Origin of the sequence: uncultured Porticoccus sp., from assembly GCF_963975625.1 — a bacterium.
GTDB lineage: Bacteria > Pseudomonadota > Gammaproteobacteria > Pseudomonadales > Porticoccaceae > Porticoccus.
The window spans coordinates 463777-479973 of the sequence record NZ_CAXBHS010000001.1 but is presented as its reverse complement, the minus strand read 5'-3'; the positions used below and the strand labels follow the sequence as shown (position 1 = coordinate 479973).

Genomic DNA, 16197 nt, shown 5'->3' with positions numbered 1-16197 from the left:
TGCTACGAACACCGTCTGATCGGTCGTTTTTATTGATTTTTCAGTGTGTAAACTGCAACAGAGCTGCCAGATAAACAATTAGGTTTGCCTGACAGCCCTGTTTCAGAACGAACCGGTTCGAATTAACGAGCCAGTGCAATCAACGTTTGCAGCGTGACGTCTGTCTCTTCAACACCGGCCGGGTTGGCTTTCATGTTGGAAGACCAGTTGGTCGCGAAGTCTGCTTTAAAGTCAATGATGTGACCAACAACCGGCATCAATGCCTTGTAGCCATCATCACCTACGTCGAGACGGTTCTGGAAGATAAAGCCTTTCCAGAATTCACCGTTTTTGTCGTAGGCCTCACCCAGGTAGGGACGAGGATAATCGACTTCCATATACACCACTTTCTTGCTGTAGGGGTGAACATCGGGCGGGGTGCCTTCAATTACCCATACTTCACGTGGTTCCCACTGCACTTGGGGCGCGGGGAAGTAGTGAGGCGGAATGTCCATACCGACGGCAGGGAATTCCTGAATGGTGTTTCTGAAACGCAGATCCACAGTCATCAGCGGTGCGTGAGCAATCGCAAACACATAGCGGCGATCAACCAGTTTTACCTCTTTGTATTTGGTGGGTACCGCATCCCAGATATCCCAGTCATCGTACAACTGTACCGTACCACCGATTGGGTCCATCCAGGCGTTACCGGACAGACGACGTGCACGGCGAACCGACTTCAGATAGGCCCAAACGTCATCCGGTGTTTCCGCAGTGGGGTCGTTGTAGCGTACAGAGAAGATGCCGATACCTTTAATATCCTGGGGATAGATAGCCACCAGAACGGTTTTTTGCATGATATCGCCATCACCTTCTACCAGCGGACCACCGTCGAGACGGCCTTCCATGTAGTAGCGACGGGCCCACCAACGCTGGATACGCTCCATGCCGTCTTCACCGTCGAGGAACACCCAGGAGATGTGACGCAAGTCCATGGTCGCACCGTAGGTCGGTGAACGCAGGTTCCAGATCAGTTTGTCACCGGCGTGGGGGTCGTCCATAGAGATTTCTTGCGGGTCAAAGAACATACCGGCTTCCCAGCCAGACACTGCACGGGTTTCAGGGTCAAATTTTACTTTGCCCTTGCCATCCTGAGTGGCCTGCATGTACTTCTCGTCCATCTCGATAAATTCCGAATGACGGATATTCATCGCCAGGTTTTTCTCGCGGATCATCCACTCGATTTTCTCGGTAATCATGTCGCCGACACGCTTACCTTCGAAATACATGTCCTTGACCTTGTCAAAGTTGGCCGCGTTGATCACGGTGCCCGCTTTCATTACCTGGTCTTCGGTCACGCCCTCGGGCAGTTGTTCCGCTTCCATATCGGGTTTGCCGTTGTCCCAGCGACCGGCCTTGGCAGGGCTGCCGTAGAACACCGGGTTGGGCTTGGAACCGTCTGCCGTTGGCTGCACATAACCGGGTTCCCGGTCGGTGGCGTACAGCGGCAGCGAGGTCTCGTCTTCCGCGGAGGCCATCAAGGGCGCAAAGCCCATTGATGCCACGACCGACGCCGTTAGTAACTTCTTATACATAGTCATACTCCCAGTTTTAAAATAAGTCTTATTTGTGACTATCCGGTTTTGCAATAGTTGCACAAATTTTCATTATTATCTTTTATTAGAACTGTCTGGTCAGCTTGAAAACCAGCTGGTTGTCGCGGGCAAACCAATCCATAAAGGAGGCGTTGTTTTCGCGCACACCGAGCAAGTCATCACCGACAGCTTTACTACAACCGCTTACACCGAGATCACCCACTGCGGAAGGATCTGATGCATTGTTTTCTGCTTTACCACAGACTTTTTTGCGGTCGCCGTCGTTCCACCACAGGTCAGCTTCCACCTTCAGCCGCCAGTCGTTACCCCAGACAAACTCCACCGCTGGGATCACAAAACCGCCGCCGTTGGTGAGGTCGGTACCGACCACCAGGGAGGGGTTGATGGTGTCACGGGTGTAGTTCAGCAGGGTGAACAGGGTCAGGTAGACGGTGTGTTCGGATTTCTCTTCACCGAAGGAGGCGAACTCAACAATCTCATCGCTTTTCTTGCGGTTGATAATCCAGGTATCAAACAGCTGGATACTGGACAGTGACGGACGGTGGGTACCGAGAATCTGCTGCCACTTGAACTCCTTGTCGATCCGCAGCATGACGTTCAGGGTATCCTTCTCTTTGATACCACCCCAACCCGGCAGGTCAGACTTCAACTGACCGAAGTTGTAGGGCTTGTTCGGAATAAACGCCACTTCGGCACTCAGGGTGGAGTCCATTGCCATGCTGAAGTAGTTGACAGTAAAACCGAACACGTCGATTTCCGGGTACAGCCACTCACCCAACAGCTTATCGCCACGGTAACCATCACCATAGCCTTGCAACGCCTGATCAACCGGCATATTTAAAACAGTGGGATCAGCTTGACCAATACTTCTGAAACCTGAAGTGTTAACCGAGTCACCTACGCCGTAGTACTCACCAAACCCTGCAAGACTACCACCTGCATTCAAGTTCAGGTTCGGGTTAATCACTGGCTGAGGGTTAAAGGTTTTCATATAGGAGAACGAGTAACCGGCGGAGCCCCAGCGGCCGTTCCAACGGATACCGTAGGTCCAGTCGTCCCAGTCGCCCTTGTTGTGGTCTTCGTTATAGGCATCGGTCACCTGGGTAAAGTCAACCCCGCGGTAGGGAGTGGGGATCCAGCGACCGCCCTCGATATTGTAGTTGCTGCCCATATCCACCGCGCGATCCAGCCCTGGACGGATATAGAAGTTCAGCATGCCGTCCCACTCGTGGACTTCATAGACGAAGTTCAGCAGGAACAGCGGCTTGCGCCACTCTTCGTTGTTCTCATAGAACAAGCGCTGGCGGAAGTCGTAGCCATGTACCACGTCCATCGCCTGGAAGAAGTCGGACTCCCCCCACACCAGCTGCTGGCGGCCGATACGGGCGAACAGGCGGTCGGTGATCTGCCAGTCGAAGTAGATCTCGCGAACAATGTCCATGATCTCGTCGGTGGTTTCATACTGGTCCATGAAACTGCCTTCGGTGCCATAGCGACCATAAGTACCGCGGTTATCCAGCCCGGGAAGAACCCCATTGAGGACAGCATATTGCTTGTCCATGCGCTCGGACAGGTCTTCCAGGTAATCGGTTTTGTACTCCTCCTCGACCCGGGTGACCACCCGCCAGTTCAGCGGCCCGGTCTTGATGTCCCAGTCGACGTTGACGGTGGCCCGCGCCTGACTCATGCGCCATTTATCGTCGGCAGCAGTTTCTTTTGAATCCTGCAGTAGTACACCGACGGTGGTGCGGACGTAGCCGTTATAGCTGATCTTAAAAAAACTATCGTCCAAACCGTAGTCAAAATCGGCTGCAAACGTCGGGCTTGCGGCGGCCATCAGCCCCCCAAAGCCCAGCAGAAAGCCACCTACTTTCTTGATGCTGGTGTTGTTTTTCATCACCATTTTCTTCTCCCACTAATTTATTAAATATTATTAGTTGCCGCCGCACATTCCGCACAGCAATGCGAAATATAAACAGCTTCGTCCCCAACAGCAACAACAGTTTTGCCACAAAAATGTGGTAATTGCGTCCGAAAAACGGTCAATACACTAGTCATCGAGGTTTCTCCGGTCACTCCTTCTTCGCTGAACGCCTTTGTTCATGGGGTTTTCACGACATTAAACGTTTTATTATCGTACGAACCCCGATGCAAATCGTATGATTAAAGAAAAATCATGGCAAGCCCAATTTATTGGGTTTCAGACTTTTTTTTGGCCGAATGGGCCCGGCAGGTCGGCAATCTACGTCCTGTTACTCTATCGGACAGATCCGGGCACGGGGCATCACGAACGGACTGACAGGTCATGACACTGCGTGTTATTATCGGTCGCACCCATGCGGGACTTAGTATTTTTATTCCGGCGGGCAATGCCAGCGGAACGCAACCGGGCATTGAGCAACTCCAATAACAGTGAGCGCAGATGATGGGTTTACCACGTCATTGCCGATTACCCGGCCGATTATCCGACAACGGGGGAGGTCATCCACAGTGAGGGGCCCAAGTCCTAAAAAGCCCGGCCTGATTTATCGGCCCGATGGCGACAGCCTGAATGCCCAGCGGGGGATTGATCGCGCGTGGGAGCAATTTCTCTGCAAGGGTGGCCAGGCCAAAGATCTGCCGATCCGCGACGTAATCGCCAGCTCCTGGGAGCGCTGCCTGTCCCAGGGCGTGAACCCGGAACAGAAAGCGGCACCACTGCTGGTGTCTGAAAACACCCTCTCCCACCACCGGCTGAGAAACTCCGATTTATTGCTGTGCGCAGAACCTGTGCTGGAACAGGCGCGCCTGTTTCTGCAGGATCTCGAAACCATCCTCTACCTGACCGACTACCAGGGACTAAACCTGCAGATTGTCGGCGACCCCAGAACCATTGACGATGCAAGAGATATCGGACTGGTGGAGGGCAGTGGCTGGAACGAAGGCCATTCCGGCTCCAACGCAGTGGGTACCGCCATGGCAACCCGCAAGCCGACCCAGGTGCACGGCGAAGAACACTACATTCAGGGCTTCAAACCCTGGACCTGTACAGCAGCGGTGATCGCCGACCCCTACGACAACCAGATGATGGGTGTGATAGACCTGTCCGGACTGTGCAGCATTTACGATAAATTCCATGTGCCGCTGGTGGTGGCCTGGGCCAGCCAGATTCAATCGGGCCTGGCGAAAAAGACCTCGGACCTGTGGAGCCTGATCCTCGAACACAGCAACAGTCAGTTCGGCCACTACCGCAACACCGGCAAGCTGTTGCTGGACAAGCAGGGGCGATTGATCAACTCTACCGCCAACGCTGCTGCCGCACTGGACTCCCTGGGTATCGACTACGATCCCGAGACCAAACGTCGCCTGTCGATGCAGCGCTTCGGTGGCGATGAAATCGTCTACCCGCACGACGCGGGGCTGTGGGTGTCGGAGGATTGGGTGGAACCGATACTGCACAAGGGCAATATTGTCGGCTTTCAGGTGCTGGTGCCGTCACCGCGCCGGTCTACCTCCAAACCCGCCGCCGAGCCACTGGCTGCCGGCCCGACGACCAGCCTCGATCCGTTTGACGGCATCTACGGCAAGAGCCCCTCTTTTCAGGCCAGTGCGGACAAGGCCCGCAAGGCGGCTAATACACCGCTGCCAGTGCTGATTCTGGGGGATACCGGGGTCGGCAAGGAAGTGTTCGCCAAGGCCATTCACGACAGCAGCCAATACGCCGACGGGCCGTTTATCGACCTGAACTGCGGCGGCTTCACCCGGGATATTCTCAGCAGCGAACTGTTCGGCCATGTGGAGGGGGCGTTCACCGGCGCGCGCAAGGGCGGCATGATCGGCAAAATTGAGGCGGCCAATGGCGGCACACTGTTCCTCGACGAAATTGGCGAGCTGCCGCTGGAATTGCAACCGGTGTTTTTGCGGGTACTGCAGGAGAAAAAAATTTACCGGGTGGGGGACATCAAACCAATCCCTGTGGATTTCCGACTGATTGCTGCCACCAACCGCGACCTGAAAGGCGCTGTGAACGAGGGGCTGTTCCGCAAGGATCTGTATTTCCGGCTATCCACCGTGACCATCAGTCTCGACCCACTGTCGGGCCGCAAGGAAGATATCGAAGGAATCGCTCAATTGGTGATGGCGCGCATCCGCAAAACCGACGACATCTCAGCGAAACGCTTCTCACCGGGCCTGATGACGGCCCTGAAAAGCCGCGAGTGGCCCGGCAATATCCGTGAACTGGCCAATGTGGTGGAGTGCATGTGTTTTATGTCCACAAACGAAACCCTGACGATTGACGATCTTCCCGAGGGTTATCGGCCGGGGGAAAGCAATCTGGAGCCGGAGCACGTCAACGCCTTCATCACCCCGCCCCAGGGCAACCTGGACAGGGTTGAAAAGTCCACCATCGAGGCCGCCATCAAACAGGCGGAAGGCAACATGACCCAAGCGGCCAAACAATTGGGCATTGCCAAAAGTACGCTCTACCAGAAAATGAAAAAGTACCACCTGAAAAAACCGACCTGATCATAAAGGGGTCATAAAGGGGTCGGTGACAAATGAGAGTCATTCGCACTTAATTTTCATTGGCCTGCCTCGCCTGGCATGACCCAATTTTCTCCCGACCACCTTTTCAATCTGCACCTGAAAATCACGACCCCCAAGGGGCATTGAAAATGTGGTAGCCCGCTGAATACCCTGCAGTAGCGACTTTTCCAGATCAACGGAAAACAGCGCGCGGTAAGCTTGGTAACGGCTTTTCTCATCCGACCCAAGCCGTTGGTAAACCTCGTGTGCAACGAGCTGCTTCCCTGGCTTGATTCCCGCATTGACACCATAGCTCGACCAGCGATAGTCAGCAGGGTGCCTGACAATGGAAGCCCTAACAGGATTTAGCTCTATATAACGGTAACAGGCCAGCAGGTAGTTTTCTGCATCCACCAGGCTTGCTTTATACCTCCCCTCCCAAAGAGTCCCGGAACGATTGTAGGTTTTGTTGATGTATTGCACATAACGACGACCGATTGATTGCATCACACAGGGAATGCCATCTTCACTTTCTGGTGTTAATAGCAGGTGCACATGATTTGTCATTAACACATAGGCATGAACGGATACCCGATGCTTATGACAGGCCTCGCTCAAACATTGAAGGTAGAAAAAGTAATCGCCATCGGTATAAAAACAGGCATTACGGTTGTTACCGCGACTGACCACATGGCTGGGTACATCCGGTACGAACATCCTTGTTTTGCGGGGCATTGTCGACTCCTTTCGACAGATAAACAGACGGGCAAGGGTCAGGCCGAACAACCAATAAGAATGATTCTCAGTTGTCACCGACCCCTTTTAGGGAGGGGCTAGTACATATGCTGGCCACCGTTGATGGACAGGGTCGAGCCGGTAATGAAACCGCTCTCGTCGGACACCAGAAACAGTACGCCCCGGGCAATATCGTGGGCGGAGCCAAGCCGGCCAACGGGAATACGGGCGACAATTTTTTCCAGTACGGCGGCGGGCACAGCCCTCACCATATCGGTTTCCACATAGCCCGGGGCCACCGCATTGACCGTGATCCCCATGCTCGCACCTTCCAGGGCCAGTGCCTTGGTAAAGCCGTGAATACCGGATTTCGCCGCAGCGTAGTTGACCTGCCCATACTGACCCGCCTGACCGTTCAGTGAGCCGATATTGACGATACGACCAAAACGGCGCTCACGCATACCCTCGATCACACAGCGGCTCATGTTGAAGCAGGAACCCAGGTTGGTATCCAGCACTTCCTGCCAGGATTTCTGGGACATTTTGTGCAAAGTGCCATCGCGGGTGATCCCCGCATTATTGACCAGAATGGAGACAGGCCCGATATCGCGCTCTATCGCTTCAATACCGCTTTTACAGGCATCGAAGTCGGATACATCAAACTTGTAGGTGGGAATACCGGTTCGCTCCCTGAACTCGCGGGCCCGTTCATCGTTACCTCCGTAATTGGCCACCGTCAGATAGCCCGCCTCCTTCAGTTCAATAGCAATGACTTCACCGATACCTCTTGTTCCCCCAGTCACCAGTGCTACTTTTGGCATCTCATTGTCTCCTGATTTTTTATTCTAGCTACATCTACAACTACCGGTACCAGCATGCTGCGCAAAATAGCTCGCCGGAACCAGCCCTATCATAACCCACGGGACAATTATTAAACCAAGCCCACAGGAAAACAAATACTGTGACAACAAAAGTTCAGGAAGTTTGACTGGAATCAAGACTTTTTTGGGGTGACGGGGATAGGAAAAAACTGGCAGGGGCGAACCGGTGACCGGTCCACGCCCTGTCAGGGAGGAAAACACTATTTGAGTCGGCGCATCACCGAGACGCAGTTGGTTACACCGGAACCACCGATATTAACGGTCATCCCAACTTCAGGGTTGCCCTTTGCCGCCACCCCGATCGGTTCGCCCACCAGTTGTTTGTAGACCAGCGCGTGCATCGATGCCCCTGTGGCACCCACCGGGTGTCCTTTTGATTTCAGACCACCGGACAGGTTGATAGGACAGTCGCTGTCCGGATCGTATTTACCACTCATGAAATCGTAACCGGCACGACCGGACTCGGACAGGCCGATGGCTTCGACGCAGAGAAGTTGGTTAATGGTAAAGCAGTCATGGACCTCCGCCAGATCGAGATCGTCCACGGTGGCACCCGCTTCCTTCAGCGCCAGGTCGACGGCGTGACGGGTGGCGCGAAGCTCATGCAGACGACCGATGCGCTCCTTGAGCATCATCCGGTCGGTCACATGGCCGATACCAGACAGTTCAACGGCGTGATTGAAGTTGGCTTTAGCGTTGTCGCTGGAAGTGAGCACCACTGCAGCGGCCCCGTCGGTAATCAGGGAGCAATCGTGCAGACGCAATGGCGGAGCGATCATCGGGTTGCTACCCTTGCCCGATTCCGGCAGGTTGAGGATCGCCTCGGCGGTAGTCAACTTGTTGATGTCCGGTATGCTACCGGGGCCAAAATGCGCCAGTGGATTCTGGATACCATTGCGATAGTTCAGGGCGCTGACATGGGCCAACATGATGCGCAGCTGCTCGGGAGAGAGCTCTTCTTTTTCCTGGTAAGCCTTACCCAGTTCAGCAAACAAACCGGGGAAGGTCATGCCCTTATTGCCTTCTTCCGGCCAGTAGGAGCAACAGGACAGCGCGTGGGTCACACCTGCGGTATCCAGGGTGTTCATCTTCTCGACACCGATCGCCAGCACATTTTTGAACCGACCAGAAGCCACCGCATAGGCGGCATTGTAAATGGCCAGGGAAGACGTGGCACAGGCGCCCTCGGTGCGAGTGGTGGGCTTGAAGAGTAACCCTTCTGGATCAATCTCCAGCGCCAGCGGCCCGACGTGCTCCTGGTTCACGAACAGAGATGGAGAGCAGGAACCGACCCAGATGGCATCGATGTCCTTTGCTTCCAATCCTGCATCGGCGATAGCACCCGCTCCCGCCTCTGTCAGCAATTCATAAAAGGATTTGAGGTCCTCGACTTCACCGGTTTCACGGTCGCGTTTGACGAACGCACCAAACTTGCTGTTATACGCACCAACAATACTAACCTTCACAATATATCCTCACTACTATTACAGACAGATGGTTAAAAGTTTCAGGCCCGGCGGGCAGGCGTGTAAAAAGTGTAGCCAAGACGGGAACGGTTCAGATCTTGCGACCCGCCGCCTCCCAGAAAACCTTGCGAATTTCTTTTTTCAGAACCTTGCCAACGGGACTGCGCGGCAGCTCATCCCAGAACAGAACCTGCTTGGGTGCCTTGACGCTACCCAGCTTGCTTTTGCAGTATTGAATAATCTCCTGTTCGTCCGGCGATTGGGATTTATCCTTTAATTCCACCACTGCGGTAACCTGCTCGCCCCATTTTTCATCGGGGATACCGATCACTGCGCAGTCCTTGATCGCCGAATGTCCCCAGAGCAACTGCTCGATTTCACTGGGGTAGACATTAAAGCCACCGGAAATGATCATATCCCGCTTGCGATCGACAATCGCCAGATAACCCTGCTCATCAAAAACGCCGATGTCTCCGGAGCGCTGCCAGCCACCCTCGCAGCGGATCGCTTCGGTAGCTTCAGGATTCCGGTAATAGGCCCGCATCAGCAGGTTGCCCCTGATGGCAATTTCCCCCTCCTGCCCCGGCTCGAGAAGGTTGCCCTCGTCATCCATGACGGCCACTTCGACGTGAGGCGATGTCTTGCCACAGGAACGCAGTATGGAAGGGTTGTTGCCATCCAGCGCCAGCACGTGATCTTCGGCGGAGAGGAAGGTACAGAGCATCGGCGCTTCAGCCTGACCGTAGGTCTGCACCATCACCGGCCCGAAAACGTCAATGGCTTCCTTGAGCTTTTCCACCGACATCGGCGCAGCCGCATACCAGAAATAACGCAGGCTGCTGTAATCCCAGGCTTTCACCCGGGGATGGGCCAGGAGCATGTAGATCGCGGTGGGCGGCATGAACAGGTGGGTGACCCGATGGGTTTCGATAGTGGCCAGCAGTCTCTCCGGCACCATGCCCTCCATCACGACGACGTTGGCTCCCTGACGAATCACTTCGAAAGCGGCAATACCGGCGGCATGGGTCATGGGAGCCGCCACCAGATAGCAGGCGGGAATCTCAGGCAACGGCATCAATTCATTCTGAATCGCCGAAAGCGTATCCCAGGTGAGACTTCCCCACTCCGCTAGCTTGGAGTCGCCAGTGGTGCCCCCCGTAGCAAACAGGTTGACCAGCCCTGCCCCGTCATCCACACCGTTTTCCGAATCGACGACCGATGCCTGACCGGAAAGCGCACGAAGATCAATACCGGCGACACGCTGGCCATTGAGTTCAATGAGCTGATCATCGGGAAAAGTGTCGGACAGTTCAGGAAAAGCGGTGGCGACGCTGTCGTCCACAAAGAGTTTTACCGCACCGGATTTTTCAATCAATTTGCGGTTGGCCTCAAAGGTGTTGCGCATGTTCAGCGGCAACCAGACAGCACCCGCCCGGGAAATGGCGAAGATGCAGCAGAAGGCCGCCACGGAATTGGGGGCGTAGGTAGCGACGATGTCCTGTCGCTTCACCCCCCGTTCCTTTAACAACGCGGCAATCTTGACCGAGGCATCGACCATTTGCCGATAGCTCAGCGACAGATCATTGTCCAGATCGACAAACTTCGCTTTCTCTGAGGACAGGGCAGGACTCTGATCGAGAAAATCGACTAGACGCATGATGGGCCTCGTTTACGGCTGAATCGGGTTAACCCTTCAGGCTAGACAGGGTATCAAGAACCAACTCGGGCTTCGCGTCCGGCGGAATAGTCAGGTAATAAAACCCCTCCACCGATGGCAGCGATTGGCCCGCCTGGTCGCCCCATAGCAGGTCGGTCACTTCAACACCTTTAGATTTGGCCCCCAACGGCGATGTGGCCGGGGCAATGGTAAAGGCCAGATCCGCGGGCACATCGAAATCGGCATCCGCTGCAGGCAGGTACAGTCCCACCGACCAGCGATAGTGTTTCGCCACGTTATAGATGGGTTGATACCAGGCCAGTTCAGCACCGCTGGCAGGCATCAGAGAGGTTTCCTCTACCAGCAACAAACCAGACAGTTCGGTTTCGCTGAAATAGCGCAGGAAATCAGCCACGTACATCGCTGCCGTATCGACGCTCATTTCATCCGGCTCGGCAATCTCGCCGTTGGCGGCCTGATGGGCTTTGACCAGCAGGGCACGGGGCGATGGCATGACCATAACCAGCGGTGTTGAACTGCTGTAGTTGTTAGCCAGCGCTGTGATGACCTCTGCCAGCAATTCGCGGGGGGCGTAGGCCTCCAGCATGGCTTTCAGCGCAGCGGTGACCCGCCGTTTGCCCGCCATGGCCGGCAACGCCTCGGCGTCTTCCCTGATCCAGTGCTGAAACAGGTCCCAGACATCGATAACGACCACCTGGGCTTTTACCAGACCGTGAGCCTGGCGATAAAACGACATATAAGCAGCGGGGTTGGTCCAGGGATTTTCATCCTTGCCCAGCAGCAGCTTTTTGGTGTAATCGTTGAAATTAATCCAAAGCCGGGGGGTTTCCCCCCCGGCTGCCAGATAGGACGCAAGATCCAGAGCCATACTATTTCCTCTCGTTCTCGGGCGGGAGACCAGCGTCTTTTCTGACGGCTGCAAGTTTGGCTTCCAGTTCGGCAATTCTCACATCCTTGGGGTTGACCATATAAATTGGTCCCGTATTTTTGGCATCGCGCTTGTCATGGATACTGCCCGCGTACACCGTGTCGATGTCACCGTTCCAGGCACCGTAGAATGGAATGTTCTCGGGCGGATGATCCTTGACATGTTTCTTGACGAACTCGGCATAGGGCACGCCCTGTTTTTTCCGCTGCTCGCGATACTGGGCACGCAGTTTTTCGGTAGTCTCGAGATCCACGGCCAGCGTGGTTTCGTTGAACTCCACCTTGTAGAGCTTTTTCGCCCACTCGGCAGAGATCAGGCCTTCCTCAATATCCATGATCACATAGGTGGGATCGCGTTCGAGGGGGTCGCCGTAACCACCACCGGTACCCTGGGAGATCATGTACAGCTCGCCGCGTTTGGAGATATCAAAACCCATACCCATGTGGTGGGTGGTGTATCTGGCATTCGGGAACGGTTGCTCATTCATGATTTCATGGATGCTGTGCTTGAACAGTTGCGGATTTTCCAACAGAACTTCGTAGACATCCACACCCTGTACTTTACACAGGGGATAGGAACCGCCGGCATAGCCACCGAACAGACCCTGGATGGTCGGCACCTTGGAACCCTGGGTCGTGGTCATAAAGCCCCACTGATCACTGTCCTTGGTGGCGGCAATCATGGTATAGCCCATACCACCACGATATTTGCCGGGGGCCTGGGTGTTGGCGGTCATTTTCTTGGATACCAACTGCAGGAACGGCACTTCCTCTTCGTTCATTTCCTGTTCACCGATGTCCGCCATGGTGGCAAAAATCGGAGACAGCGCGTGTTCACCATCGCGGTCCATGCGGGCACCACCGCCCATACCGTTCAGGTCGGCACAGATGTTGCCCAGGGTTTCACCGTGCTGGTTCAAACCGCCCCAGATGAAGGTGTTGATCATGTTGTGCCAGGGCGCCAGTACCCGGGTGTATTTGTCGGGACAGCTGTACAGGAACTTGGCGGTCGCATGCTGGGCCACCGTAAAGCTGTGGAAGATGGACATCAGGCTCTGGGAGTTCGGTGCTGCGTATGAACTGTCAACCAGCGTACCTTGCTGGGTGATGAACTCAACAGGCGACAGGCCCGCCTGACCGCGGGGCAGATCCGGCCAGACGTGATTCATAAATACCTGACCCACCATGCCTTTCATACCTTGCAACTGGGTGTTGATGGCACGGTTGGTCAACTCGGGGCTGGTACCTCTGTAGTCAAAGATCAGGCGATCACCCTTCTTGGTCACAGACAGGCAGACTTTCAGCAATGCATTTTCACGCAGGGTGCTGTCCATGATGGTCTGGGTACGCACGGTCATGTCGGGCCACTCGGAAATACGGCGACGGACTTCGGTCACGACACTTTCGTTGGTGTAGCGCAGACAGGCGGTCAGGGCATCCGGGCCATCGGCGGCCAGCACTTCCTTGATCCGCTTCTCAAGACGCATACAGGCAAACAGTTTTACCTTCATGTCCTCGTATTGCAGCTTCGGCTCGCGCACGGAGTTCTGCAGGAAAGTCAGCAGGTCCCGCTTGATTTCGTAGTTTTCCACCACTTTGAACGGCGACATTTTCAGGCCTTCGTCAAAGGAGGTTTCCGCCATGGAAGGCATACCGCCGGGCTCGATCGCACCATTCTCACCCTCGTGAACGGTGGACGCCACCCAACAGACCAACTTGCCTTCGTGGAAGACCGGCAGAATCATACTCTGGTCGGTGTTGTGCACGTTGCCGTAACGAGCATCGTTGTGGATGAAGCCATCACCTTCTTGAACACCCACAGTCTTTTCATCAACCCAGTTCTTGATGATGAACTTGATCGGGTGGTGAACCAGTGCGTTGAAAATCAATACCCCGCCGGCGCTGCCGATCGTGAGGTCGCCAGAGGCCGAGTAGATACCGGTGATGATGTCACCCCACTTGGCACCGGGGGCGGCACCCATCTGCTCAAGCATCTCAAAACCTTCCTCACAGGCAGACTGAAGCCGGTCGCGAATGGAGGCGATCTGGTTGAGGTCGGTATACTTGTCCATTGCCCTTTCTTCATCGGACGTGCGCGGCATGATGCTGTGGTCGCGCATGATCTCGGGATCGGGCCCCAGGAAAAGGGTAGTATCCTTGAGGAATTTCTCGATCAGCTCCTGATCTTGCAAAGCTGAATTGTTTGTTTCGTTATTCATAATCAAATACCCCTATATCCACTCAATTTTGTGCATCGGTGCGGAAGAACCATACGGCGCCCTGCTCGGCAGAGACATACTTCCAGCCCGGTTCAATCAAGTAGGTTGTTACGTCCGAGGCCACGATACCGGGGCCCACGATTTCTGTTCCCGGAGGGATGTCATTCTTGTGCCAGACCGGTGTCTCGGTTGCCTTGGCGCCCGTGCTGACAAAGTAGCAGGTGCGTTTGGCAATCGGCTCCGGCGGTGCAGAGCGCTCACTTTCGGGAATCGGCTTGATGTGTTTGAAGTGCACGGTGTCGTGTTCCACATAGGACGCCACACGGATGGTATTGATACGAATACCCGCTTCCGGCGCCTGGCTACCTTCACCAAAGCGTTTGCCGTAGTCCTCGGAGAACTGTTGCAGGATATTCATGACATCCATGGCAGATTCCAGGGTGTGCTTGGGCACCACCACGGTGGTCTGCACCAGCTGGTTACCGTAGCGCATATCCAGCTCGAGCGAATAGCGGATGTCATCCAGCTTCATGCCCTGGCGCAACAGGTCGTTCTGACCACGGGCACTCAGCTCGGCAACGATGTCGTTGAAACGCTTGTAATCGTCGAACACTTTGCGGGTGTTGTCATTGTATAGCACCATGAACAGTGACATTTCATGAATGTGCATCTGGTGCATATTGCCTGCACCCACTGCAGAGAAGACGGAACTCATGGGTGGTGCCAGGATTTTGTCAATGCTCAGATTGCTCGCAATACCACAGCAGTGCAGCGGACCGTTGCCACCATAGGCGAGCATGGTGAAGTCTTCAGGGTCATAACCGCGAACCCGCAACTCGGTGTGCAGACCGTTGGCCATGTTGCTGTCAACTTTTTCCTTGATCAGCAGTGCCGCTTCAATCGGCGAGACATCCAGGTCGTCACAGAGGGTTTCCTCAATGGCAAATACGGAACGCTTGGGGTTCAACGGAATATGGCCGCCGGCATAGTTGGTGGGATCGAGATAACCCAGCACCAGGTCGGCATCAGTGACAGTAGGACTCATGCCACCGCGGTCATAACAGGCGGGACCGGGGTCGGAGCCGGCACTTTTCGGACCGACGGCAACTGCGTTGTACATCCGGTCAAAGCTGGCGATGGAACCACCACCGGCGCCGAGGGTAACCAGGTGGACCATGGGCACAGACACCAGCCAGCGGTCGATAACCGGGTTGAAGTCATAGTGCTTGATGCCGCCTTCAACCACGATACCGATATCATAGGAGGTGCCGCCCATATCGGTGGCCACCACGCTGCCCAGATCGGCTTCTTTTGCCAGATGCTCTGCGGCACTGATACCGGAAACCGGACCGGAGTGAATGGTTTGCAGGGCGTCAGTGGAGTTCAACTGCGCCATACCACCGGAGTTGTGGATTACCAACATCGGCTTGTCGTACTTATTGGAACGCAGGTTTTGTTCCAGCTGACTCATGGCGTGATACATGGTGGAGTGCAGATAGCCATCCACAATCGCCGAGGTTGCGCGAACATATTCACCCTTCCGGCCAGCAACGCGGTGAGACAAGATTACAGGAATGGAACCCAGCAGATGCGAGGGATACTCATCCAGCAAAATCTGTTCAACACGCTTTTCGTGGGCGGGGTTCACGACAGAGTTGACCAGACAGACCACAATCGCCTGGGCACCCTTGTCCACCAGCTTTCTGATCTTGACGCGCACATCCGGCTCGTCCAGAGGCATAACCAGTTCGCCCTGGAAGCCGAGGCGTTCACGAACACCCTCAATCATGTGTGGCAGAACCAGCGGGGCAGGACGCTGGGCATCGGGCAGGTTCTGCTTGCCCAGCTCGTCGAGGCCTTCACCATAACCGCGACCGCGGCTGAGCGGCACCATCGCCTCGTAGCCCGCCGTCACCAGCATGCCGATACGGGGGCCTTTGTGCTCGATCAGGGCATTGGTGCCCAGCGTAGTGGCGTAGCGAACCGAATCCACTCCAGAAAGGATACTTTCCATGGTGAGACCGAGTTCAGTGTATGCACTCTCCAAGGCTTCATTAAAACCGAGAGAGAGGTTTTGGTGGGTCGTCAACGCTTTGGTTTCAATGTACTTGTCATCCCAAACCACAAAGCAATCGGTAAACGTACCACCGATATCAACTGATATACGTTTCATAACCTTTTTCCTAAAAC

The 16197-nt window shown here is 55.0% G+C and carries 10 protein-coding genes; 1 reads left to right on the top strand and 9 read right to left on the bottom strand.

Going from position 1 to position 16197, the window contains the following annotated elements:
• Positions 1-122 precede the first annotated feature (122 nt).
• Both AACZ64_RS02240 and AACZ64_RS02235 read right to left on the bottom strand, forming a co-directional pair.
• On the bottom strand, positions 123-1574 hold the full coding sequence (locus tag AACZ64_RS02240) for a DUF1329 domain-containing protein (protein ID WP_339639651.1): 1452 nt from the start codon (positions 1572-1574) through the stop codon (positions 123-125).
• A gap of 85 nt (positions 1575-1659) precedes the next feature.
• A complete protein-coding gene (locus AACZ64_RS02235) occupies positions 1660-3492 on the bottom strand; it encodes a DUF1302 family protein (protein WP_293613753.1) in 1833 nt (610 codons plus the stop codon).
• Positions 3493-4007: 515 nt separating this feature from the next.
• On the opposite strand from AACZ64_RS02235, the gene AACZ64_RS02230 reads away from it, so the two are divergent.
• Positions 4008-6101 carry a sigma-54-dependent Fis family transcriptional regulator gene (locus AACZ64_RS02230; RefSeq protein ID WP_339639650.1) on the top strand — a complete coding sequence of 698 codons (2094 nt, stop codon included), beginning with the start codon at positions 4008-4010 and terminating at the stop codon, positions 6099-6101.
• A gap of 39 nt (positions 6102-6140) precedes the next feature.
• On the opposite strand, the gene AACZ64_RS02225 is transcribed toward AACZ64_RS02230, so the two are convergent.
• The 7 genes from AACZ64_RS02225 to AACZ64_RS02195 all read right to left on the bottom strand — a co-directional run bounded on the left by AACZ64_RS02225 (position 6141) and on the right by AACZ64_RS02195 (position 16180).
• The gene (locus AACZ64_RS02225; protein WP_293613751.1) at positions 6141-6836 is read right to left on the bottom strand and encodes a transposase; all 696 of its coding nucleotides are present in this window, start codon (positions 6834-6836) and stop codon (positions 6141-6143) included.
• Positions 6837-6934: 98 nt separating this feature from the next.
• Positions 6935-7657 carry an acetoacetyl-CoA reductase gene (gene phbB, locus AACZ64_RS02220; protein ID WP_293613750.1) on the bottom strand — a complete coding sequence of 241 codons (723 nt, stop codon included), beginning with the start codon at positions 7655-7657 and terminating at the stop codon, positions 6935-6937.
• A 260-nt stretch (positions 7658-7917) separates the two neighbouring features.
• The gene (locus tag AACZ64_RS02215) at positions 7918-9183 is read right to left on the bottom strand and encodes a hypothetical protein (protein WP_293613749.1); all 1266 of its coding nucleotides are present in this window, start codon (positions 9181-9183) and stop codon (positions 7918-7920) included.
• Positions 9184-9274: 91 nt separating this feature from the next.
• Positions 9275-10840, bottom strand: coding sequence for an AMP-binding protein (locus AACZ64_RS02210; RefSeq protein ID WP_339639648.1), 1566 nt, complete (start codon positions 10838-10840; stop codon positions 9275-9277).
• 28 nt (positions 10841-10868) lie between these two features.
• Positions 10869-11729, bottom strand: coding sequence for a hypothetical protein (locus tag AACZ64_RS02205; RefSeq protein WP_339639647.1), 861 nt, complete (start codon positions 11727-11729; stop codon positions 10869-10871).
• Position 11730: 1 nt separating this feature from the next.
• Positions 11731-14007 carry a hydantoinase B/oxoprolinase family protein gene (locus AACZ64_RS02200; RefSeq protein ID WP_293613748.1) on the bottom strand — a complete coding sequence of 759 codons (2277 nt, stop codon included), beginning with the start codon at positions 14005-14007 and terminating at the stop codon, positions 11731-11733.
• Between the two features lie 22 nt (positions 14008-14029).
• A complete protein-coding gene (locus AACZ64_RS02195) occupies positions 14030-16180 on the bottom strand; it encodes a hydantoinase/oxoprolinase family protein (protein ID WP_293613747.1) in 2151 nt (716 codons plus the stop codon).
• Positions 16181-16197: the final 17 nt, after the last annotated feature.